The sequence below is a fragment of the Ruegeria sp. CF5 genome, from assembly GCF_056537325.1.
This window is the reverse complement of sequence record NZ_JBQFRI010000001.1, coordinates 1,012,755-1,032,355: the sequence shown is the minus strand read 5'-3', so window position 1 is coordinate 1,032,355 and position 19,601 is coordinate 1,012,755. Positions and strand designations below refer to the sequence as shown.

General features: G+C 55.5%; 18 protein-coding genes. 14 read left to right on the top strand and 4 right to left on the bottom strand.

Features of this window, described 5'->3' with window-relative positions; all coding sequences use genetic code 11:
• The first annotated feature begins 22 nt into the window (after window positions 1–22).
• From ACR0NW_RS04980 to ACR0NW_RS04965, 4 genes are all read left to right on the top strand, one after another.
• Entirely contained in the window at window positions 23–931 is a 909-nt protein-coding gene (locus tag ACR0NW_RS04980; RefSeq protein ID WP_480448575.1) for a DMT family transporter, read from the top strand.
• Window positions 928–1,569 (top strand): NAD(P)-dependent oxidoreductase, encoded by a 642-nt coding sequence (locus tag ACR0NW_RS04975; RefSeq protein ID WP_480448576.1) that lies wholly within the window; start codon window positions 928–930, stop codon window positions 1,567–1,569. Before ACR0NW_RS04980 ends, ACR0NW_RS04975 begins: the two co-directional genes overlap by 4 nt.
• 364 nt (window positions 1,570–1,933) lie before the next feature.
• Window positions 1,934–3,265 (top strand): DUF3300 domain-containing protein, encoded by a 1,332-nt coding sequence (locus tag ACR0NW_RS04970; RefSeq protein WP_480791511.1) that lies wholly within the window; start codon window positions 1,934–1,936, stop codon window positions 3,263–3,265.
• 1 nt (window position 3,266) lies between these two features.
• Entirely contained in the window at window positions 3,267–4,157 is an 891-nt protein-coding gene (locus ACR0NW_RS04965; RefSeq protein WP_480448578.1) for a DUF2950 family protein, read from the top strand.
• A 380-nt stretch (window positions 4,158–4,537) separates the two neighbouring features.
• Here ACR0NW_RS04965 and ACR0NW_RS04960 read toward each other — a convergent pair whose 3' ends face one another.
• Genes ACR0NW_RS04960 through ACR0NW_RS04945 form a run of 4 tightly spaced genes read right to left on the bottom strand, consistent with a single transcriptional unit; the run spans window position 4,538 to window position 7,957 of the window.
• Entirely contained in the window at window positions 4,538–5,263 is a 726-nt protein-coding gene (locus ACR0NW_RS04960; RefSeq protein WP_480448579.1) for an ABC transporter ATP-binding protein, read from the bottom strand.
• Window positions 5,260–6,081 carry an ABC transporter ATP-binding protein gene (locus ACR0NW_RS04955; RefSeq protein WP_480448580.1) on the bottom strand — a complete coding sequence of 274 codons (822 nt, stop codon included), beginning with the start codon at window positions 6,079–6,081 and terminating at the stop codon, window positions 5,260–5,262. The genes ACR0NW_RS04960 and ACR0NW_RS04955 overlap by 4 nt, the downstream gene beginning before the upstream one ends.
• Window positions 6,078–6,980, bottom strand: a complete 903-nt coding sequence (locus ACR0NW_RS04950; protein WP_170651048.1) for an ABC transporter permease — start codon at window positions 6,978–6,980, stop codon at window positions 6,078–6,080. The genes ACR0NW_RS04955 and ACR0NW_RS04950 overlap by 4 nt, the downstream gene beginning before the upstream one ends.
• Window positions 6,977–7,957, bottom strand: coding sequence for an ABC transporter permease (locus tag ACR0NW_RS04945; protein WP_480449585.1), 981 nt, complete (start codon window positions 7,955–7,957; stop codon window positions 6,977–6,979). Before ACR0NW_RS04945 ends, ACR0NW_RS04950 begins: the two co-directional genes overlap by 4 nt.
• 120 nt (window positions 7,958–8,077) lie before the next feature.
• On the opposite strand from ACR0NW_RS04945, the gene ACR0NW_RS04940 reads away from it, so the two are divergent.
• From ACR0NW_RS04940 to kce, 10 genes are all read left to right on the top strand, one after another.
• Window positions 8,078–8,707 (top strand): helix-turn-helix domain-containing protein, encoded by a 630-nt coding sequence (locus ACR0NW_RS04940; RefSeq protein ID WP_480448581.1) that lies wholly within the window; start codon window positions 8,078–8,080, stop codon window positions 8,705–8,707.
• Window positions 8,704–10,299: an ABC transporter substrate-binding protein gene (locus ACR0NW_RS04935; RefSeq protein ID WP_480448582.1), complete on the top strand. Its 1,596-nt coding sequence runs from the start codon at window positions 8,704–8,706 to the stop codon at window positions 10,297–10,299. The genes ACR0NW_RS04940 and ACR0NW_RS04935 overlap by 4 nt, the downstream gene beginning before the upstream one ends.
• A 54-nt stretch (window positions 10,300–10,353) precedes the next feature.
• Window positions 10,354–10,812 (top strand): GAF domain-containing protein, encoded by a 459-nt coding sequence (locus ACR0NW_RS04930; RefSeq protein WP_480448583.1) that lies wholly within the window; start codon window positions 10,354–10,356, stop codon window positions 10,810–10,812.
• On the top strand, window positions 10,809–11,885 hold the full coding sequence (locus tag ACR0NW_RS04925; protein WP_480448584.1) for a M24 family metallopeptidase: 1,077 nt from the start codon (window positions 10,809–10,811) through the stop codon (window positions 11,883–11,885). Before ACR0NW_RS04930 ends, ACR0NW_RS04925 begins: the two co-directional genes overlap by 4 nt.
• A gap of 292 nt (window positions 11,886–12,177) precedes the next feature.
• Window positions 12,178–12,987 (top strand): hypothetical protein, encoded by an 810-nt coding sequence (locus tag ACR0NW_RS04920; RefSeq protein ID WP_480448585.1) that lies wholly within the window; start codon window positions 12,178–12,180, stop codon window positions 12,985–12,987.
• A 74-nt stretch (window positions 12,988–13,061) separates the two neighbouring features.
• Window positions 13,062–14,918 (top strand): FAD-dependent monooxygenase, encoded by a 1,857-nt coding sequence (locus ACR0NW_RS04915; protein ID WP_480448586.1) that lies wholly within the window; start codon window positions 13,062–13,064, stop codon window positions 14,916–14,918.
• A 299-nt stretch (window positions 14,919–15,217) separates the two neighbouring features.
• A complete protein-coding gene (locus ACR0NW_RS04910; RefSeq protein ID WP_480448587.1) occupies window positions 15,218–16,339 on the top strand; it encodes an aromatic ring-hydroxylating oxygenase subunit alpha in 1,122 nt (373 codons plus the stop codon).
• Window positions 16,336–17,862: a choline-sulfatase gene (gene betC, locus ACR0NW_RS04905; protein ID WP_480448588.1), complete on the top strand. Its 1,527-nt coding sequence runs from the start codon at window positions 16,336–16,338 to the stop codon at window positions 17,860–17,862. Before ACR0NW_RS04910 ends, betC begins: the two co-directional genes overlap by 4 nt.
• Window positions 17,863–17,867: 5 nt before the next feature.
• On the top strand, window positions 17,868–18,662 hold the full coding sequence (locus tag ACR0NW_RS04900; protein WP_480791510.1) for an SDR family NAD(P)-dependent oxidoreductase: 795 nt from the start codon (window positions 17,868–17,870) through the stop codon (window positions 18,660–18,662).
• The gene (kce, locus tag ACR0NW_RS04895) at window positions 18,662–19,594 is read left to right on the top strand and encodes a 3,5-dioxohexanoate:acetyl-CoA acetone transferase (RefSeq protein WP_480448591.1); all 933 of its coding nucleotides are present in this window, start codon (window positions 18,662–18,664) and stop codon (window positions 19,592–19,594) included. Before ACR0NW_RS04900 ends, kce begins: the two co-directional genes overlap by 1 nt.
• Window positions 19,595–19,601: the final 7 nt, after the last annotated feature.

Sequence of the window (19,601 nt, the reverse complement as noted above, 5' to 3'; positions counted from 1 at the left end):
TCAAGATAAATGGAGAATCCTCATGAAACGTCACGTCGATATTGCGCTCACGGCTATTGCGCCGCTGGTTTGGGGCAGCACGTACTACGTTACGACTGAATTTCTTCCCGCAGGGTATCCAATCACAATGGCTGCGCTGCGTGCTTTGCCTGCTGGCCTGCTGTTGCTCATTCTGGCCCGGCAACTGCCGCAGGGTATCTGGTGGATGCGCGCCTTCATTCTTGGTTCGCTCAATTTCACACTGTTTTGGACTTTTCTGTTTGTTGCGGCCTATCGACTACCGGGCGGAGTTGCCGCAACCGTCGGAGCGGTTCAGCCTTTGATTGTCGTGTTTTTGGCTGCAATGCTGATTGGTACGACGGTCAAGACATCTGCGGTGGTCGCGGCAACGATCGGTATCGCCGGGGTCGGTCTTCTTGTGCTTGGCTCGGGGATATCACTTGATCCGATTGGGTTGCTGGCAGGCATCGGCGGCGCAGTCTCCATGGGGGCGGGCACAGTTCTGCCTCGGAAGTGGCAAGCTCCTGTACCACTTTTGACCTTGGCGGCCTGGCAACTCACGGCAGGGGGGCTATTGCTGATTCCGCTGGCGTTATTGTTTGAGCCTACGCTTCCCCCTTTGAATGTGCGGAATATCTACGGCATCGCCTATCTGACCCTGATAGGGGCTGCGCTGACATATATTTTGTGGTTCCGAGGCGTTTCCCGGATCGAGCCCGGCGCGGTTTCTGCCCTTGGTTTTCTAAGCCCGCTGTCCGCAGTCATTATTGGCTGGATGCTACTTGGCCAGTCTCTGACGCTCACTCAGATCGCCGGAGCCGGAGTTGTCCTCACGGCAATCTGGCTTGGGCAGCGCGCAGGGCGTACCAGCCCTCCCTCACTTGCAAAAACTTCCTACTCACACCTCAATCCAAAAGGAAAATATTCATGAAACTTGTCGTATTTGGAGCCACTGGCGACGTGGGTTCTCGCGTCGTGATCGAGGCGATCTCACGTGGCCATGATGTAACCGCGGCCGTAAGATATAAGGCGGGGCTCGACAAGTTGCCCAAAGGCGCCAAGTCGGTTGTTGCGGACGTTGCCGACCCCGCAGCTTTGGCCACCGCCATGGCCGGTCAGGATTTAGCCATAAGCGCTGTGCGCACACCTGCCGGGCGCGAGGGCGAAATAGTTGCACTGACCAGATCCATCCTAGAAGCCGCATCCCTTGCCAACCTTCGGGTGATCATTGTTGGCGGTGCCGCACGTCTGCATCTACCAGATGGCAGCCCGCACACCGTCTTGTCAGATCCCGACTTTTTGCCCGAGAGCATTGTACCAATCGCGCGTGCTTCAATGGCGCAGTGGGAACTCTGTTCATCTGATGCATCAGCGAACTGGACTTATGCCAGCCCGTCTGCACTATTGCAGCCTGGCGAGCGCCGGGGAGTGTTCAGAACCGGCACAGATAACCTGATTGTTGATGAAGCCGGCAACTCGCAGATTTCTATGGAAGACTTTGCGATCGCAATCATGGATGAAGCTCAGTCAGCCAAGTTTCCACGCGCCGCCTTTACCGTGGGCTACTGATGCCCAAATACCCGGTCGCTTTGGGAAATCGCACGCGATGCTGATGGTATCGACGTTAGAAGAATTCGAAAACTCCAAAGTCCTGAGCGCAATTTGAGTGATGGCGAAGTGAAACCCGATATCGTCCATTCATAATGGTCGTCACTGACTCAGACTTTGGAAATCCGGATTGGTTCCCCGTTCAAACCTCGTAGACCGGGGAACCGTCAAAATCGAAAATTGTTACCCCGAGTCAAACCCTGCGCGCCGTGGCAGCATTTAGCTTTTGGCTACAACTAAACAAAGGACCCAGCTGCGAACGGAGGGCCGAGGTTGCCAGAATCGCAGACATGGGTGATCCTTCAATAGATTGAAGGAACGCAATATGTTTAGATATCTGGTAATTGCGCTCGGAATTGGTGCATCAACTACCTTATACGCGCAAGAAGCATCCGATGCCTCGGCGTCACAAGACAGCTCAGAGACTTCGTTGGAACTCTTGACTGACGCAGAACTGCAAACACTGGTTGCGCCGGTGGCACTTTACCCCGACACGTTGCTTATTCAGATTTTGGTGGCTGCCACCCAACCTTTGGAGATTGTAAAGGCCGAACGATACTTGCTGGACAATACCGAGCGCGATCCAGCCGAACTTGAACCCGAAATAGAAGCGATGGGTTGGGACCCTTCCGTCAGTGTGTTGGCAACGGCTTTCCCGGAAGTCGTCGGTCAGATGGCCACGCATATCGACTGGACCGAGACGGTCGGCACCGCCATGCTGGCCCAGTCGGATGACGTGATGGATGCGGTTCAGGTCATGCGAAATCAGGCGATCGACACAGGGGCCCTTGTTTCGGGGCCCGAGCAGACAGTGGAAGTTTCGGATGACGATACGATTATTGTCACGCCCACCGAACCCGAAACCGTGTACGTCCCTCAATACAACCCTGAGACGGTTTATACCGGCCCATCGACTGGAGACGTGGTCGGCACGGCCTTGCTTACGTTTGGCGCTGTCGCGTTGATCGACGAGATCTTTGACGATGACGATGATTGGTACGGCTACTGGGGTTGCAGAAATTGTGGTGGCTGGGGCGGCGGTCCGATCTACCGAAATCCGAATATCGACATAGACGTCGACGGCAACGTCAATATTGGCAATGACATAGATCTGGGTGATCGCACGGATATTGAGTGGTCACCGGATCCGGATCGCCAGCAGCAAGCCCGTGACAAAATTGCTGATCATAAAAGACCCGAAGGCGGTCGCGGTGACTTGCCCGTCAATCGCCCCGAAGGTCGCACGGACGAACTGCGCGACAAGTTGAGCCGTGAAAGCGGTGCAGCGGATATCAGTCGGGATCGCGCCGCTGCGGCGGTCGCAGCCGGTGCCGGAGCAGGCGCATTGGCCGGTGGTGCCTTGGCAAACCGTGGCGATGGGAACAAGTCTCTTCCACAAGTGAACCGGGGCAATGTCGACCGGGACAAAGCCGCAGCCAAGCAGAAGGCGGTTGATCGCACGAAACGTCCGGATGCGGCGAAACAGCCGGTCAAAAAGAAACCGCAAGCGGCCAAGAAACCTCAGGCAAAGAAGGCGGCAGCACAGCGGAAACCGTCTGCGTCCAAGGGCCAGGCAATGAAGAAAAAGGCGTCAGGCAACAGAGCTCATAAGGCGTCCCAACGTGGACATGCGGCCAAGGGCAAGCGGAGACGGTAAAATGCGCACATCGATTTCTTCTGTTTTACTTTTGTCTTTGACGGCTGGTTCGGCATTCGCGGATGGTGCCCGTTTCGATACGCCTCAATCGGCATTGGATGCTTTTGTCGAAGCTCTGAAGGCGGATGATCAGAACAGGCTGATTGAGATTTTCGGCGCCGAGGCCGAAGAGGTGATTGGCACCGGTGATCCCGTGGAGGATCAGGAAAGACGGCGCGAAGTGCTTGGCATGTATGCCGAAGGCTATCGATTTCAGCCTGATGATGACGGGGTTGTTCTGGTTCTGGGCGAAGACGGTTGGCCATTCCCGATTCCAATTCTGCGTGGCGATGAGGGGTGGCAATTTGATATCGAAGCTGGGTTGGAAGAACTGTCTGCTCGCGAGATTGGCCTGAATGAGCTGGAAGTGATCGACTTGCTCGAGGCCTATGTGGACCTTCAGGCGGCATTCCGTCTTGTGGATCACAACGGTGATGGTGTGATGGAATTTGCGCGGTCGATCATCGCTGATCCCGGAGCGAGAGACGGTTTGTTCTGGCCAGACGAAGACAGCTTTGTCGGCGCCGCTCTTGCCCGAGCGACAGCATCGGGGTGGAGCGACGGCGAAGATGATTATGAGGCAGAGCCGTTTCTCGGCTACTACTATACGATTTTGCAGGAACAGGGAGCGAATGCCCCTGGTGGTGCGTACTCGTACTTTATCGGCGATTATTTCGTCGCCGGGCATGCCCTGCTGGCAGTTCCCTCCGACTACGGTGAAACCGGAATTCACTCCTTTCTCGTAGGCGAAAACGGTGTCGTTTACGAGGCGGATTTCGGACCCGAGACCCTTGAGGTAACGGCCGAGATATCAGCCTACGATCCCGGATCGAATTGGACGCCGGTCGAGTAGCAAACCATCATTTGAGCGCTTTCTCCAACAACAGCAGTGCGCCCCTACGCGACAGATGATGTACGCGTGAGCAACGTCCGCGATGAGCAGATAGCAAGTTTTGCAAAACCTGGTCGTGCTCTCAAAACAAGCACAATCGAAAGGCCACCCTGGCCGCATTGAGCCTAGCTTAATTAATGCTGCATCTTACACGATCGATGCATCAGCGCAGGAAGCGGACACCGATCACCGAGTGGGTGGCCCGATCCTGATATTCAAGCTGTTGGCATTTCGACTTACCAAACTCCCTACACTAGGCATTCAAAGTTGATCGATCAGAATTGCAGGTTGGCGGGAGAGCCCACACAAGGACTGCTCAGATCAGCACGCAATTTCCATGACTATTCGACTGATCGTTGAAACAGTTCTTTGCCGTAGTCAGACGTAAATTCGCCGGAACGCAACGTGGCAACGTCGGCGAGTTCCGCGATGCGTCCTGCTCGCAAAATCGCCAGCCTGTCACACAGGAAACTGACAACCGGCAAATCATGAGTGACAAGAAGGAAAGTAAGGTGTTTTTCTTCGCGCAAGGATTTGAGCAAATTCAGAATCTCTGCCTGTACGCTGACATCCAAAGCGCTTGTGGGTTCGTCTAGAAGCAAAATGGGAGGGTCAAGCATCAGCGCGCGGGCGATGGCCACCCGCTGGCGTTGCCCTCCAGACAGCTGATGGGGAAGGCGAAAGCGAAAGCGCCGAGGCAAACCAACGGCATCCAGCATGTCCAGAACCCTCCGATCCCGATCTGGCAATCGGTGAATCGCGAGCGGTTCGCTGAGTGTGTCGTCCACTGTTCGACGGGGGTGCAGGCTGCCATAAGGGTCTTGAAACACCATCTGAACTTGCCGCGCCAGCGCAAGGCGGCTTGTTTTGCCTTGGCGGTTGGTGCCGATCTGCAATGTGCCCCGAAACGGTTTGACCTGACCCGAAAGCGCCTTGAGGATGGTCGATTTGCCTGACCCGGACTCCCCGACAAGCGCAAAGCTCTCGCCCTTTGCGACCTCAAACGTAACATCATGCAAGACGGTGGTTTCACTGAACTTTACTGAAAGATTCTGAACCTGGATCATAACGCGCCTCGATCCAGAACCGGCAGGCGGGCGCGATGTTCATCGATCTTGGGCAGGCTGGCCACCAGACCGCGCGTATAGGGGTGACGTGCCTCGTTGAGTTTGCCAGTACCCAGTTCTTCGACAATTTCACCCTTAAACATCACCAATATCCGGTCGCACCAACGTGACACCATATTCAGGTCATGTGAAATAAGCATCAGCCCCATGCCCCGGCGCCGAACAAGGTCGTCCAAAATATCCAAAACCTGACCGCGCACTGAGACATCCAGCGCGCTTGTGGGTTCGTCGGCGATCATCAGGGCCGGTTCCATGACAACCATCATGGCGATCATCACACGCTGCCCCATGCCGCCAGACACCTCGTGCGGGTAAAGCTTGGCTACACGTTCAGGGTCTTCAATGCGCACGGCTTGCAAAGCCTCCATCATGCGCTGGCGGCGTTCCTTGGGGCGGGCGACACCGTGTACTGCCATGGCTTCTTCAATCTGTTCGCCGATGCGAATAACCGGGTTCAGGCTGAATTTTGGGTCCTGTAGCACCATCGACATGCGCGCTCCGCGCATCCGGCGCATGGCAGCTTCGGGCAAATTGCGCAGATCGGTGCCATCGAATTCGAGTCGGTCCGTAGTCACACAACCGGGGGAGGGTATCAGCCCCATGATGGCCCGTCCGGTCATGCTCTTGCCCGATCCGCTTTCCCCAACGATGCCCAGCCGTTCGCGGCCAAGGTCAAAGGACAGGCCGCGCACAACCTCGACCGGGCCGTGATCCGACGGGAAGGTGACGCGCAGATTTTCAACCGAAAGCAGGCTCATCCGCGTGACCTTTGTTTCGGGTCCAGCACGTCACGCAATCCGTCACCAAACAGGCAAAATCCCAGCGAAACGATCACGATGGCAAAGCCGGGCATAGTGGCGACCCACCATTGATCGAGGATGAACGAGCGCCCACGTGAAATCATCGCTCCCCATTCCGGCAATGGGGGCTGCGCGCCCAGGCCGAGGAAGCCCAAACCAGCGGCAGTCAGGATGATCCCCGCCATGTCGAGTGTTACGCGAACGATGGTCGAAGACATGCACAAGGGCACGACGTGAAGCGCGATGATACGCGCCGGGGATGCGCCCTGCATACGCACCGCATCGAGGAACTCGGCGTTTCGGAAAGTCAGCACCTCGGCCCTAGCGATCCGCGCGTAGACCGGCCAAGCGGTGATAGCGATGGCAATGACCGCATTCTCGATACCCGGACCCAGCGCCGCGACAAAGGCCAGGGCGAGGATCAGTCGGGGCAGGGACAGGAAGATATCCGTCAACCCCATCAGGATGCGATCGATCCAGCCCCCGAAATAGGCCGCGACAGTGCCGATCAGCAATCCAAGCGGAGCGGAAATCACCGCCACCAGCAGGACGATCATCAGAGTGATCCGCGCGCCGAAAATGATACGGGACAGGATATCCCGGCCCAGTTCATCGGTGCCCATCCAGTGGGTTGCGGACGGCGGCTGCAGGCGGTTCGCCAGATCACCTTCGATGGGTGAATAGGGGGCTAACCATGGTGCAAGTGCCGCCACGATCAACAGCATAAGAATGATGGCGAGACCGACCATTGCCAGCGAGTTGCGGGCCAATGCGCGGGCCAATCTGTAGAACTGCCCCAAACGGGCTTGCATCAATGTTTCGGGATCGTCGGAAAGCAACCAGTCGCGTGTTGTCATGATCGCGCCCTCGGGTCGAGAAGTCGGTAAAGTGCGTCAGATGTTTTGTTGATCCCTACAAAGACCGCGCCGATCACTAATGTCGCGCCAAGAACCGCGTTCATGTCGGCATTCAGAAGGGCCGTAGTTAGATAGCTGCCAATGCCCGGCCAACTGAACACGGTTTCAATCATCACCGAGCCCTCCAGTAGCCCGGCATAGCTCAACCCGATTACGGTAATCAGTTGTACGCGAATGGGTCGGAACGCATGTCGCCAAAGAATCAACCGCTCGGGTGTACCTTTGACGCGAGCGGTGATGATGTATTCCTGGCTTAGCTGTTCAAGCATGAAGCTGCGCGTCATGCGTGCAATGTAGGCAAGCGCAAAGAAGCCAAGGATCGTTGCAGGCAGAATTATATGATGGATGGCGCTTAACAGTGCTTCCCGGTTTCCGTCGATGATGCTGTCTATCAGCAAAAGGCCGGTGCGTGGTGGCACTGTGCCATCGAGAAAGAAATCGATCCGGCCCGGACCGCCAACCCAACGCAGGTTGGCGTAGAAGACCACCAAACCGACCAATCCCAACCAGAAGGCCGGGATGGCATAGCCCGCCAGACCGATCACGCGGATTACACGATCCGCCAGCTTTCCTTGCCGCGACGCCGCGAAAACGCCCATTGGAACGCCAAGAAGCACTCCGATGATGATGCCTATCGTGGCCATTTCCAGAGTGGCCGGGAACACACGTGCCAAATCCTCGGCCACCGGGCGGCCAGTGGAAACTGACATGCCAAGCTCTCCATGAAGCACCTGGTTCACGTAGCGCGCGAATTGAACGACAAGGGGGTCATCCAGGCCCAATTCCTGCCGCGTCGCCTCGTATGTTTCTGCGCTGGCCCTGTCACCGACAATCGCCACCACCGGATCAATCGGAACTACCCGCCCGATTACAAACGTGATCGCGAGCAGGCCGAGAAATGTCACGACCAGTGTCATTAGGAACTGGAGGGCTGGGATAGATCGGGTCAAGTTCGGCTCCGTTTCACCCACAATATCAAAGTTTTTTGACTGAGCAAAATTTTTTTACTAATATCAAAATTTCTTGCAGGAGCGACCATGTCTGAACCCATGTCCAATATCGAACCTGCGCGTCCGCCTGCTTTTGGTGGTCGCATCAGGGACTTGCGCCGCAAGGCGAACATGACGCTGCAGACCCTTGCAGATCAGGCGGGCATTTCGGTTGGCTTTCTCAGTCAGGTTGAGAGGGACAAGGCGACGCCCAGCCTTGGAACGCTTGCCAATCTCGCGGCAACGCTGGGTGTGGACGTGGACGTCTTCATTTCCACGCCAAAACCCGCTGACAGCGTGACACGCCAAGGTGAACGCCCCCAATTCGCGCTTGCGGATTCGTCTCTGTCTTATGAACATATTTCGACGGTTCTGCCCGGCGGGACCCTGTCGTCACTGATTATCCATATCCCCGCAGGATACTCGTCAGAGGTCACCGCTCATGTCGGTGAAGAGCTTATCATGGTGCTGGAAGGAACCGTGCGCCAAACGCTGGGCGAAACACATTTCGTGCTGCACCAAGGCGACAGCCTGCACTTTATGGGTGATACCCCTCATGCCTTTGAAAATGTAGGCGATGGCCCGGCCAAACTTTTGTGGACCGGCACCTCGCCCAGATTGCTTGGCCCCAAGCCGGGCGCACAAAATAATCACAACATCAACAGGAGAGACCAATGAAGTACGTCCCAGACATTGCCAAAACGCTGGCGGTGAGCCTTGTCGCGCTTTCGGCCACGCCTGTATTGGCCGAAACACCCGCCAATGCACTTGTGATCGCGCAAAACATAGATGATATCGTGACCATCGATCCTGCATCGGCCTACGAGTTTACCTCGGGCGAATATGTCACAAACACCTATGACCAACTGGTGCAATACGACGCCGAGGACACCACCGTTCTGGCGGCGGGTCTGGCGGAAAGCTGGGAGATCGATGCGGCCGCCAAAACCGTAACGTTCCAGTTGCGCGACGGCGTTAAATTCACATCGGGCAACCCGCTGCGCGGTGAAGACGTAGTTGGAAGCTGGAAACGCGTTCTGGTTCTGCAAAAGGCTCCGGCCTTTATTCTGGAAAATCTCGGTTGGTCCGCCGACAACATCGAAGAGATGGTCACGGTTGACGGCAACACGGTCACGGTTCGATGGGATGGTGATTTTGCGCCGTCTTTCGTGCTGAACGTTCTGGCCGCCCGTCCGGCTGCAATCGTGGATTTTAAAACCGCGATGGCGAATGAGGTTGATGGCGATATGGGCCACGCCTGGATGAACCAGAACAGCGCCGGAACAGGCGCCTATACTCTCTCCCGGTATGCGCCGGGCGAAGTTCTGATGCTTCAGGCAAATCCGGATTACTGGAACGGCGCACCCGCGACCGAACGTGTGATGATCCGTCACGCACCCGAAGCGGCAACCCAACGGCTGTTACTTGAATCCGGCGACGTGGATATGGCCAAGAACTTGACGCCCGATCAGGTTGCCGGCCTTGCAGGCAATGCTGACATCAAGATTGAAACCTATCCGCAGACCGCGGTGCACTGGTTCAGCTTCAACCAGAAACATGAACCTCTGACCAACCCCGCACTGTGGGAAGCCTCGCGCTATCTGGTGGATTACAACGGCATGGCCGACAGTTTCCTCAAAGGTCAGATGGAAGTGCATCAGGCGTTTTGGCCCGAGGGTTTCCCCGGCGCTCTGACCGATACACCATTCAATTATGACCCGGACAAGGCCAAGGCGATCCTTGAGGAAGCTGGCGTCGAACTGCCGATTACCATCGAGCTTGACGTGATCAACGCGCCGCCGTTCACCGATATGGCAGCCAGCTTGCAGCAGACCTTTGCACCAGCCGGTATAAACTTTGAGATCTTGCCGGGCACAGGTGCACAGGTGATTACAAAGTACCGCGCTCGCACCCATCAGGGGATGCTGTTGTACTGGGGCCCGGACTTCATGGACCCGCATTCGAACGCCAAGGCGTTTGCCTATAACGCTGACAATTCCGACGATAAGTACGCATCGACAACAACTTGGCGTAACGCATGGATGCCTCCTGCCGAGATCAATGAGAAGACCAAGGCGGCTTTGGCCGAACAGGACGCAGACAAGCGCAATCAGATGTATGTCGAACTGCAGAAATCCATGCAGGAGGAAGCGCCGTTCGTGATCATGTTCCAGGCAGTCAAGCAAGTTGCGATGGCGGACAATGTCGAGGGCTTCGTGAACGGGGCCAACGCGGACTATGTCTACTACCGCCTTGTCGAAAAGAACTGATGTATCAAACCGGGAGCGGTCTCCGCTCCCGGTACACCCTATTGAAAGCGTTACATGACACCTGACGAAGTTTTTGCGGCGTTGCATCGCGCGGCTGACACGGCGTGCGGTGCGCGCCTTTTCACGGTGACCGTCCTGGACCGAAAAGCGGGGCTCGCCCGACGCGCCTATTCCTCGCACCCTTTGGAATACCCGGTCACTGGTACAAAGCCCATGGGCAGCAATGACTGGACAGAACAGGTTCTCGACCGGGGGGGAACCTTTGTGGCCAACCAGACCGCTGAATTTGCGCCCTATTTCTCGGACCACGCGCTAATCAACGAACTGGGTTGTGAGGCTGCGGTCAACATTCCGGTGACCAAGGAGGGGCAGGTCATCGGCACCGTGAACATCCTAGATGAGGCCGGGCATTTCACGCTGGCGCGCGTGACGCTGCTGGAACAACTGGTCGCCGATGCGCGCGCAGATTTGCACGCCGCCTTTGAAGAGGCGCGATTGGAGGAGAAGACATGACCAGGCTCGATCGGTTGCGGGAGCGTATGGTGGCAACCGGAGTTGATCTTGTTGCATTGTCACCTGGTGCGCATATGCACTGGCTTTTGGGGTTTGCGCCTCATCCCGACGAACGGCCATGCCTCTTGCTGATAGGACCCGACAAGGCAGGGTTCCTGATGCCTGCATTGAATGCTCAGGATGCACGGCAACACAGCAATCTGCCGTTCTGGGAGTGGGGCGATGACGACGGCCCTGATGCGGCGTTTGCCGACGCTCTACGCACCGTCAATCCGCAACCGAAAAGCGTAGCGGTTGATGAAGCCATGCGCGCTGACCATGCGCTTCTGTTGCTGGATGCCTTGCCAGATGCCAAGCGCAGCTTCGCCTCTGGCACAATCGGTGCCGTGCGGATGATCAAGGATGATAGTGAACTGGCGGCTTTGCAGGAAAACGCCCGCATTGCCGATGCAGCCCATGTCGCCATCCGAGAGGCCCTGCGCGATGGCGTTACTGAACGCGAATTGGTCGAAGTGGCAAAAGCGCGCTTCGAAGCAGGCGGCGCGCAATTCGCCTTTGGAATTGTTGGGGCAGGCGCGCATTCAGCGTTCCCTCACCACCATTCGGGGGATACGCCAGTGCGTCCGGGTGACGCGATCGTTGTCGATATCGGAGGTAAGAAAGACGGCTACTACTCGGACATAACGCGTATGTCCTGCCTGGGTCACGCACCGGAGGGATATCAGGACGTTCACGACACTGTTGACGCTGCGGTCTCAGCGGCGCTGGCGGCCATTCGGCCGGGTATCAAGGCCTGCATGATTGACAAGGCAGCCCGCGACGTCATTGAGGCGGCAGGATATGGTGAGTTCTTCACGCACCGCACAGGTCATGGGCTTGGGTCCGAGGTGCACGAACCGCCTTACCTGACCGGCATCAGTGAATTGGTTTTGGAGGAAGGCATGGTTTTTACGGTTGAGCCAGGCGTCTATCTACCAGGTAGGTTTGGTGTCCGGTTGGAAGAAGTAGCAGTTGTCACTGCCGATGGTTGCCGCATTCTGTCAAACCTTTCGCGAGACCTGTTCACAGCTTGAAGCAGGTCATTTCTGTATTATCGCTCTGCTGAGCTACCGGACCTGGCATTCATCGGCCCCGAAACCACCGTTCTCAGATCGCAGAGAATGGTCGAGTTGAGCCCATCGTGGCGCATTCTGCCCTTTGCGCGAATGTTTGGTATACTGACCAAAACGGACATCCAATGCGGGTGATTGGTTGTTCGCAATTTGCCGATCTCGAACTGGCCGCTTCAATTTCAGGGATAGCTGCCTTCGGTTTGACCTGTTCCGACGGTCAGGCCAGCTCGGCACCGGCTCGGGAGGTTGGGGAATGAGACCAGAGGAATTCTTCGGAAGCGCCGATCAGCGATCCATTCTCAAACGCGGGCGCGCGTTGTCGGAAATCCTCCGTAATGATGCCCGCTTTAGCTACTATGGCCGCACGGTTGGTGTGGCCAGTTCACTTGATGGCGATCTGGATTTAGTGGCGACTCTTGCCAAAATACAAGGAAACTCAAGCTGCATCACGGTACCGGCCAACGAAAGTCAGAGTTATTCTCTGGGCCTGAGTTCAAGAGGTCTTACCCCGCTCGTCTACCAGAAGTGGGAAGGATCCAAAACAACCTTGGCAGCAGCTAGGGAAGTCGTCAGCGCCATCCCGTTTCCCGATGATATCACCCTCGTATGGGTATCTCGGGAAACCTCCGGTGGCTTGCTGCAAGCGGCTGCGAATATGGCCTTGAATTGTGGGGTCCTGCCAACATGCGGTGCAGCATTGAGAGGAGAGCTTCAACCTGCCGTGAGCTGTATGGCCGTCGATCGTTCGGGCAACGTATTTTCGATTGCTGCAGCGTCTGCCATTGCTCATCCAGAACACGCGACATTGTCCGGGCAGGCATGGTGGGGAATGCTGGCAACAAACCCCTCAATGCGAGGCCGTAAATTGGCTCTGGTCCTCGGTGCTCACGCGATTTTGGAGATGGAAGCAAAATTTGGGTTTCAGGAGTTCATGACCGGTGTCGAGGTGGGAAATACACCCTCGGAAGCGGTATGCTCTAAGATGGGACTAGCTCCGCGCGGCATGACTATTGTCACCTGCACGGACCCGGAAGCATCGAGGGACGGCCGGCTCACGAAATAACCGGGTGGTTCTGAGAATGGGTAAAGACCTGACACCCACAAAATTTTGTTTCAATGTCTGCAATAGGTTTGCGAATGCAGTATCATCTCAATGGTTTCCGCGCTGGAGATCCTTCAATTGCCTCCGCCAGTTCAACCACGGCGAGGGAAACCACCGACGTGCTAATTATTGGTTGTGGACCAGCAGGATTGACGTTGGCGACTCAGCTCAGTGCTTTTGGTGACATCTCGGTGCGTATTATCGAGCGTAAATCTGGCCCTCTGGAGTTTGGTCAAGCGGACGGTATCGCCTGCCGCTCTGTAGAAATGTTCGAAGCATTTGGTTTTGCAGAGCGTGTGATCAAGGAAGGCTATCAGGTCAATGAAGTGAGCTTTTGGCGACCTGGAGCTGACGGAACGCCACTTGTCCGGGCCGAGCGCATCCAGGACGTGGAAGATGATCTTTCAGAGATGCCACACATCATTCTGAGCCAAGCCAGAGTTCATGATTTTTACCTTGAGAATATGGCCAAATCATCGCGCCGCCTCGTTCCTGACTACAACCGAGAACTGATTTCCCTGACTCGAACGGAAGGTCACGACTTTCCAATTGAAGCAATAGTTGCCTGTGTGAACAGGCCTGAAGATACCGAGACCATTCGAGCCAAATATGTCGTTGGCTGCGACGGCGCACACAGCAAAGTGCGATCCGAATTGGGGCTTGTCCTAGAGGGAACATCGGCACGACAGCTTTGGGGTGTGATGGATGTTCTTTGCAACACCAGTTTCCCCGACATCAGATTAAAATGTGCAATCCAATCTGCGGATCAGGGCAGTATCCTGATTATCCCCCGCGAAGGTGGTTATCTGGTTCGCCTGTACATAGAACTTGATGAACTAGGTCCTGATGAGCGCGCCGCTGATCGAGGTGTCACGACAGACGAGTTGGTCGAAAAGGCTCGAAAGATCCTATCCCCTTTTGACTTTGATGTTGCGCAAGTCGCCTGGTGGTCGGCATACGAGATTGGGCAGCGTGTTTGCGATACCTTTGATGATGTCGACGACACGGAACGTGGAGCAAAATCACCTCGAATATTCATTGCCGGTGATGCCTGTCACACGCACAGCCCGAAAGCAGGACAAGGCATGAACGTCTCAATGGCTGATGCCTTCAATTTGGGTTGGAAATTGGCCGCTGTTCTTCGCGGCCAATCGCCTGTTGAATTGCTGGACACTTACTCCATGGAACGTCGCGCAAAGGCGCAGGAATTGATCGATTTTGACCGCGACATGGCGCGCTTGTTTAGTGAAAAGCCAAAGACCAAAGAAGATGCCGCCCAATTTCAAGCGTATTTCAAGAAGCATGGGCGTTACACAGCGGGTGTTGCAACCTGTTATGACACTTCGTTGATCAGGGGAGGTACGCGCCATCAGGAACTGGCGACAGGTTATCCTGTTGGTAAGCGGTTCCACTCCGGACCTGTCATCAGGCTTGCCGATGCGAAACCAATGCAGTTGGGGCATAATTTGAAGGCTGATGGGCGCTGGCGGATCATCATTTTTGCGCCAAAATCAGACCGAGGCGAGGCAAATGGACCTGCGGCTGCTTTGTGTGCAGACTTAGAGACGTTGTTGGAGCGAGTGACGCCAAAAGGTGCCGATATCGACGCGGTGATCGATGTCCGTGCAGTCTTTCAGGTTTCTCACCGGGATATGGATATCTCGAAACTGCCTAATCTGCTGAAGCCTAGAAAAGGGTCACTGAACCTCACTGACTATGAAAAGGTTTTTTGTCCAACCCAAGATGGAAGTGACATTTTCAACATGCGGGGCATCGATCGAAACAAGGGCGCAGTCATTGGTACCAGACCGGATCAATACGTGTCCTGGGTGTTGCCAATCACTGGAGGCGCAGAGATTAGAGACTTCTTCGCCCGCGTATTACCGTTCTAGGCAGGTCACTCTCGGGAAAACATGCCAAGCCTGTTATTCAGACAAGCTCAGTGAAGGCCGACTCTGTTGCGCGATAAGTAAGTTCACCAGCCTCTAAATTTTGCACCTGTGTCGAATGACCGAAAATCGGGTGCCGGCAAGGAATTGGCATTCGCGTGTCAGCCAAATCCAGCGTTTGTTAGATCATCACGGTGCGACCGAAAGCCAAAGGCTCGGCGAAGAAAATCAAAATTCCGGCTGAAAAAGCATAGTTCCGAATCTCACTCAAAATAGAATTAGCCTTACTTGGGAGGGGCAATATGGCTGATTCAGAAACAATTTCCTTTGGTTATCACGCTGATCCATCGCGCTCGAGCTCGTTGCAGGCTGCTGCATACACCGAGGGCAAGTGGTTTGACGCTGACCTTCGCTTCATTCTCTCCAAGACTTGGCAATGGGTGTGCCATGGCGAGAAAACACGTGAGCTGGGCGCCTATGTTACGGTGGATATTGCCGGTCAACCTATTGCGGTTGTGCGTGACAAAGAAGGTAAGCTTCGTGCCTTTTACAACGTTTGCAAACACCGTGCGCACGAACTTCTATCCGGTGAAGGCAATACCACACGGATTATGTGCCCCTATCATGCTTGGGTCTATAAGCTGGACGGGCAGTTGGCGCGAGCACCGCATACCGAAAACCTCGAAGACTTCAACAAAGACGAGATTTGTCTCGATGAAGTGCAGGTCGAAGAATTCTGCGGGTTTGTTTTTGTCAATTTGGACCCGACGGCTGCCTCTTTGTCAGAGCAATCCGGAAACCTGGAAACCGAGGTGCGGCATTGGGCGCCGGATGTGGATCAGCTCACGTTCGGTCACCGTCTGACCTATGACATCAAATCGAACTGGAAGAACGTCGTGGACAACTTCCTGGAGTGCTATCACTGCCCTACGGCACATAAGGATTTTTGTGACCTCGTGGATATGGATACTTACAAGGTCACAACCTACGGTATCTACTCCAGCCATATGGCGGACGCGGGCACCAGTCCAAACACCGCCTATGATGTGTCGAATGCCACTGTGAAAACCCATGCGGTTTGGTGGCTATATCCTACCACTTGCCTGATGCGATATCCCGGACGCTCCAGCATGATCGTGTTGAACATCATCCCTGTCGGACCAGATCGAACGCTAGAAACTTATGACTTCTTCCTTGAGACGCCGGAACCCGACGCGATGGAACTGGATGCAATTCGCTATCTGGACGAAGTACTTCAGGTTGAAGATATCAGCCTCGTCGAAAGTGTGCAGCGCGGAATGAACACGCCTGCGTTCACTCAGGGTAGGATCGTCAATGACCCGGATGGCTCCGGCAAGTCCGAGCACGCCGTACATCACTTCCATGGTTTGGTCCTGGATGCTTATGCAAAAGGTGCCGCGTGACGCGGCCAAATATCCTTGTGATCATGGCGGACCAACTGGCCCCGCATTTCACAGGGGCTTACGGATACAAGGTCGCAAAAACGCCGCACCTTGATATGCTGGCTGCGCGCGGCATGCGCTTTGATGCGGCTTACTGCAATTCTCCTCTCTGTGCGCCTTCACGGTTTGCCTTTATGTCAGGTCAGCACATCAGCCGCATCGCAGCTTATGACAATGCGTCAGAGTTCAGGGCTTCGGTGCCAACATTTGCGCATTACCTCAAATCGCTAGGCTACCGGACCTGCCTTTCAGGCAAGATGCATTTTGTCGGCCCGGATCAAATGCATGGCTTCGAAGACAGGGTAACGACAGATATCTATCCCGCAGATTTCGCGTGGACCCCGGATTGGGAGGCCCCCGACGAGCGGATCGACAAATGGTATCACAACATGCAGACGGTCAAGGAAAGTGGTGTGGCCCATGCTACATTCCAGATCGACTACGATGACGAGGTTGGATTTGCCGCTAAACGCTGGCTGTTCGATGCGGCCCGCGACAAAGCGCTTGGCAAAGGCGCGCCTTTTGCGATGGTGGCAAGCTTCATTCACCCGCACGATCCATATGTAGCGCGACCAGAATGGTGGAACCTCTACGCGGACGATGACATTGACATGCCGGCGTTTGTGCCCGCGATAGAAGATCAGGACCCGTTTTCTCGTCGTTTGTTGGATGGGATCGAAGCATCCTACGTGCCGCTCACCGAGGCGGAAATACGGCGCGCGCGTCATGCTTATCTGGCGAACGTCAGTTACTTCGACAGCAAAATCGGAGAGCTTGTTCAAACCCTCGAAGAGACGGGCGAGTTGGACAATACCATAGTGATTGTCACTGCCGACCATGGCGACATGCTGGGCGAACGTGGGCTGTGGTACAAAATGAACTTCTTCGAACACTCCGCGCGAGTTCCGCTGGTCATGGCCGGGCCGGGCATTGCAGTTGGTACCGCGCAAAATGCGGTGTCGCTTGTCGATCTGCTGCCAACATTCATCGACATTGGGGGCGGTGATGAGACGATGCTTGGAGAACCGATCGATGGTCGCAGCCTGATGCCTTTGGCCCGGGGCGAGGGCGATCCAATTGATGAGGCCATCAGTGAATATTGTGCCGAAATGACGGGCTATCCGGTGATCATGATCCGGCGCGGACCCTTGAAGTATATTCATTGTGATAGCGACCCGCCGCAGCTCTATGACCTGAGCGCTGATCCGATGGAAACGAAGAACCTCGCTGCGGACCCTGGCTACGCTGACGCTGCAGCTCGTTTTTCAGTTGAAGTCGCCGAGCGTTGGGACGGCAATGATTTGCGAAAAAAGATTATCGCGACGCAAAAATCCCGCCGCGCGTTACATGCCGCGATGGAAGCAGGTGCCAGTGAGCCATGGGATTATAACCCTCCGTCTGACGCAAGCCGGCAGTATGTACGCAACAATATGGATTGGACTGTGGCCGCAAGCCGCTATCGCTATCCGCCTTTGAAGGACTGAAGTCGATGATGCTGAACGGAAAAATTGCCCTAGTGACCGGGGCGCGCGGAGGTATCGGTCGCGCGATTGTCACTCGTTTCCAAAAAGAAGGTGCAATTGTATTTGCCGCTGACCTCACCCCGGAAGGGTCGTTAGATCAGCACGATGACGATGGCAGTCATTTTGTTAAGCTGGATGTGACGCAAGAGGCAGACGCGATTGCCGCAATGGATCATGTGCGCGCGGCACACGGCAAACTGGACATCCTTGTGAACGCTGCCGGGATCGAGATCGAAAAGACGGTAGAAGAAACCACTCTGGAAGAATGGAACCAAAGCTTTGCGGTCAATTCCACGGGTACTTTTCTGACCTCGAAATATGCCATTCCGCTGATGCGCGAAGCCGCGAAAACGGGGAACAGCGCAAGCCTAATCAACTTCGGATCCTACGACGGATTCATTGCTGATCCAGGGCTTGCGGCTTATTGCGCAACCAAGGGCGCAGTTCACGCTTTGACGCGTGCAATGGCTTGCGATCACGGCCCTGAGGGCATCCGAGTGAATGCCATTTGCCCGGGCTATATCGACACTCCGATGTTGCAGAGCTTTTTCAACGGCGATGGATCCGGCGGTGGCGGTGGCAACATTGAAACGCTGCAAAAGGCCGTGCGCGATGTTCATCCGATGCGCACCTACGGGACGCCCGAGGATATTGCAAATCTGGTCAACTGGCTTGCCTCGGACGAAGCGCGGTATGCCTCCGGTCAGTTGTGGGTTCTGGACGGGGGGCTGTCTGCGCAAGTGCAGCAGATGAAGCTCTGATGCCCAAGCCCGTCATCATCACCTGCGCGCCAACGGGGGGCATCCATACACCGTCGATGTCACCGCACCTGCCGATAACGCCCGCCGAGATCGCGACGGCCAGTATTGAAGCAGCGCAAGCAGGCGCATCGATCATTCACTTGCACGCACGACATCCCGAAACCGGAAAACCCGATCCCCGACCTGAGCTGTTCAAGCAGTTTCTACCTGTAATCAAGCAGTCTACTGATGTGGTGATGAATGTCTCGACGGGCGGCGGTTTGGGGATGTCAATGGATGAGAGGCTGCTGGCGGCGACCTCGACCAGCCCGGAAATGGCATCGCTTAATATGGGGTCCATGAACTTTGGCATCTTTCCGATGCTGCAAAAATACAGTGAGTTTCAGCACGATTGGGAAAAGCCATTTTTGGAGATGACAGAAGATTTCATCTTTCCCAACACCTTCAAAACCATTCGTTACGCCATCGAAAAACTTGCTGGCGATCATGGCACCAAGTTCGAGTTCGAATGCTATGATCTTGGCCATCTCTACAACGTCAAATGGTTTGTCGATCAAGGCCTGATCAAACCGCCATTTTTCATTCAGATGGTATTTGGCATCTTGGGCGGCGTTGGCGCAGATGCTGATCATCTGACCCACATGCACAACACGGCCGACAAGCTGTTCGGGGCAGAGAATTACGAATGGTCTGTCCTTGCCGCTGGTCGTCACCAAATGCCATTTGCGACCCAAAGCGCCATGCGGGGAGGCAACCTGCGGGTGGGCCTCGAAGACAGCCTGTTCATAGGCAAAGGAGAGTTGGCAAAATCCAATGCCGAACAAGTCACGCGCATCCGGTCAATCGTTGAAAACCTTGGCCTTACGGTCGCGACGCCAGCTGAAGCGCGCATGCGGCTTGCACTAAAAGGCGGCGATCAAGTTGGGTTCTAAGGAGAGG

Bases quoted from the DNA above. Each gene is read 5' to 3' on its own strand.
- ACR0NW_RS04980 (WP_480448575.1), top strand. From the start codon at position 23: ATGAAACGTCACGTCGATATTGCGCTCACGGCTATTGCGCCGCTGGTT.
- ACR0NW_RS04975 (WP_480448576.1), top strand. From the start codon at position 928: ATGAAACTTGTCGTATTTGGAGCCACTGGCGACGTGGGTTCTCGCGTC.
- ACR0NW_RS04970 (WP_480791511.1), top strand. From the start codon at position 1,934: ATGTTTAGATATCTGGTAATTGCGCTCGGAATTGGTGCATCAACTACC.
- ACR0NW_RS04965 (WP_480448578.1), top strand. From the start codon at position 3,267: ATGCGCACATCGATTTCTTCTGTTTTACTTTTGTCTTTGACGGCTGGT.
- ACR0NW_RS04960 (WP_480448579.1), bottom strand. From the start codon at position 5,263: ATGATCCAGGTTCAGAATCTTTCAGTAAAGTTCAGTGAAACCACCGTC.
- ACR0NW_RS04955 (WP_480448580.1), bottom strand. From the start codon at position 6,081: ATGAGCCTGCTTTCGGTTGAAAATCTGCGCGTCACCTTCCCGTCGGAT.
- ACR0NW_RS04950 (WP_170651048.1), bottom strand. From the start codon at position 6,980: ATGACAACACGCGACTGGTTGCTTTCCGACGATCCCGAAACATTGATG.
- ACR0NW_RS04945 (WP_480449585.1), bottom strand. From the start codon at position 7,957: ATGACACTGGTCGTGACATTTCTCGGCCTGCTCGCGATCACGTTTGTA.
- ACR0NW_RS04940 (WP_480448581.1), top strand. From the start codon at position 8,078: ATGTCTGAACCCATGTCCAATATCGAACCTGCGCGTCCGCCTGCTTTT.
- ACR0NW_RS04935 (WP_480448582.1), top strand. From the start codon at position 8,704: ATGAAGTACGTCCCAGACATTGCCAAAACGCTGGCGGTGAGCCTTGTC.
- ACR0NW_RS04930 (WP_480448583.1), top strand. From the start codon at position 10,354: ATGACACCTGACGAAGTTTTTGCGGCGTTGCATCGCGCGGCTGACACG.
- ACR0NW_RS04925 (WP_480448584.1), top strand. From the start codon at position 10,809: ATGACCAGGCTCGATCGGTTGCGGGAGCGTATGGTGGCAACCGGAGTT.
- ACR0NW_RS04920 (WP_480448585.1), top strand. From the start codon at position 12,178: ATGAGACCAGAGGAATTCTTCGGAAGCGCCGATCAGCGATCCATTCTC.
- ACR0NW_RS04915 (WP_480448586.1), top strand. From the start codon at position 13,062: ATGCAGTATCATCTCAATGGTTTCCGCGCTGGAGATCCTTCAATTGCC.
- ACR0NW_RS04910 (WP_480448587.1), top strand. From the start codon at position 15,218: ATGGCTGATTCAGAAACAATTTCCTTTGGTTATCACGCTGATCCATCG.
- ACR0NW_RS04900 (WP_480791510.1), top strand. From the start codon at position 17,868: ATGATGCTGAACGGAAAAATTGCCCTAGTGACCGGGGCGCGCGGAGGT.
- kce (WP_480448591.1), top strand. From the start codon at position 18,662: ATGCCCAAGCCCGTCATCATCACCTGCGCGCCAACGGGGGGCATCCAT.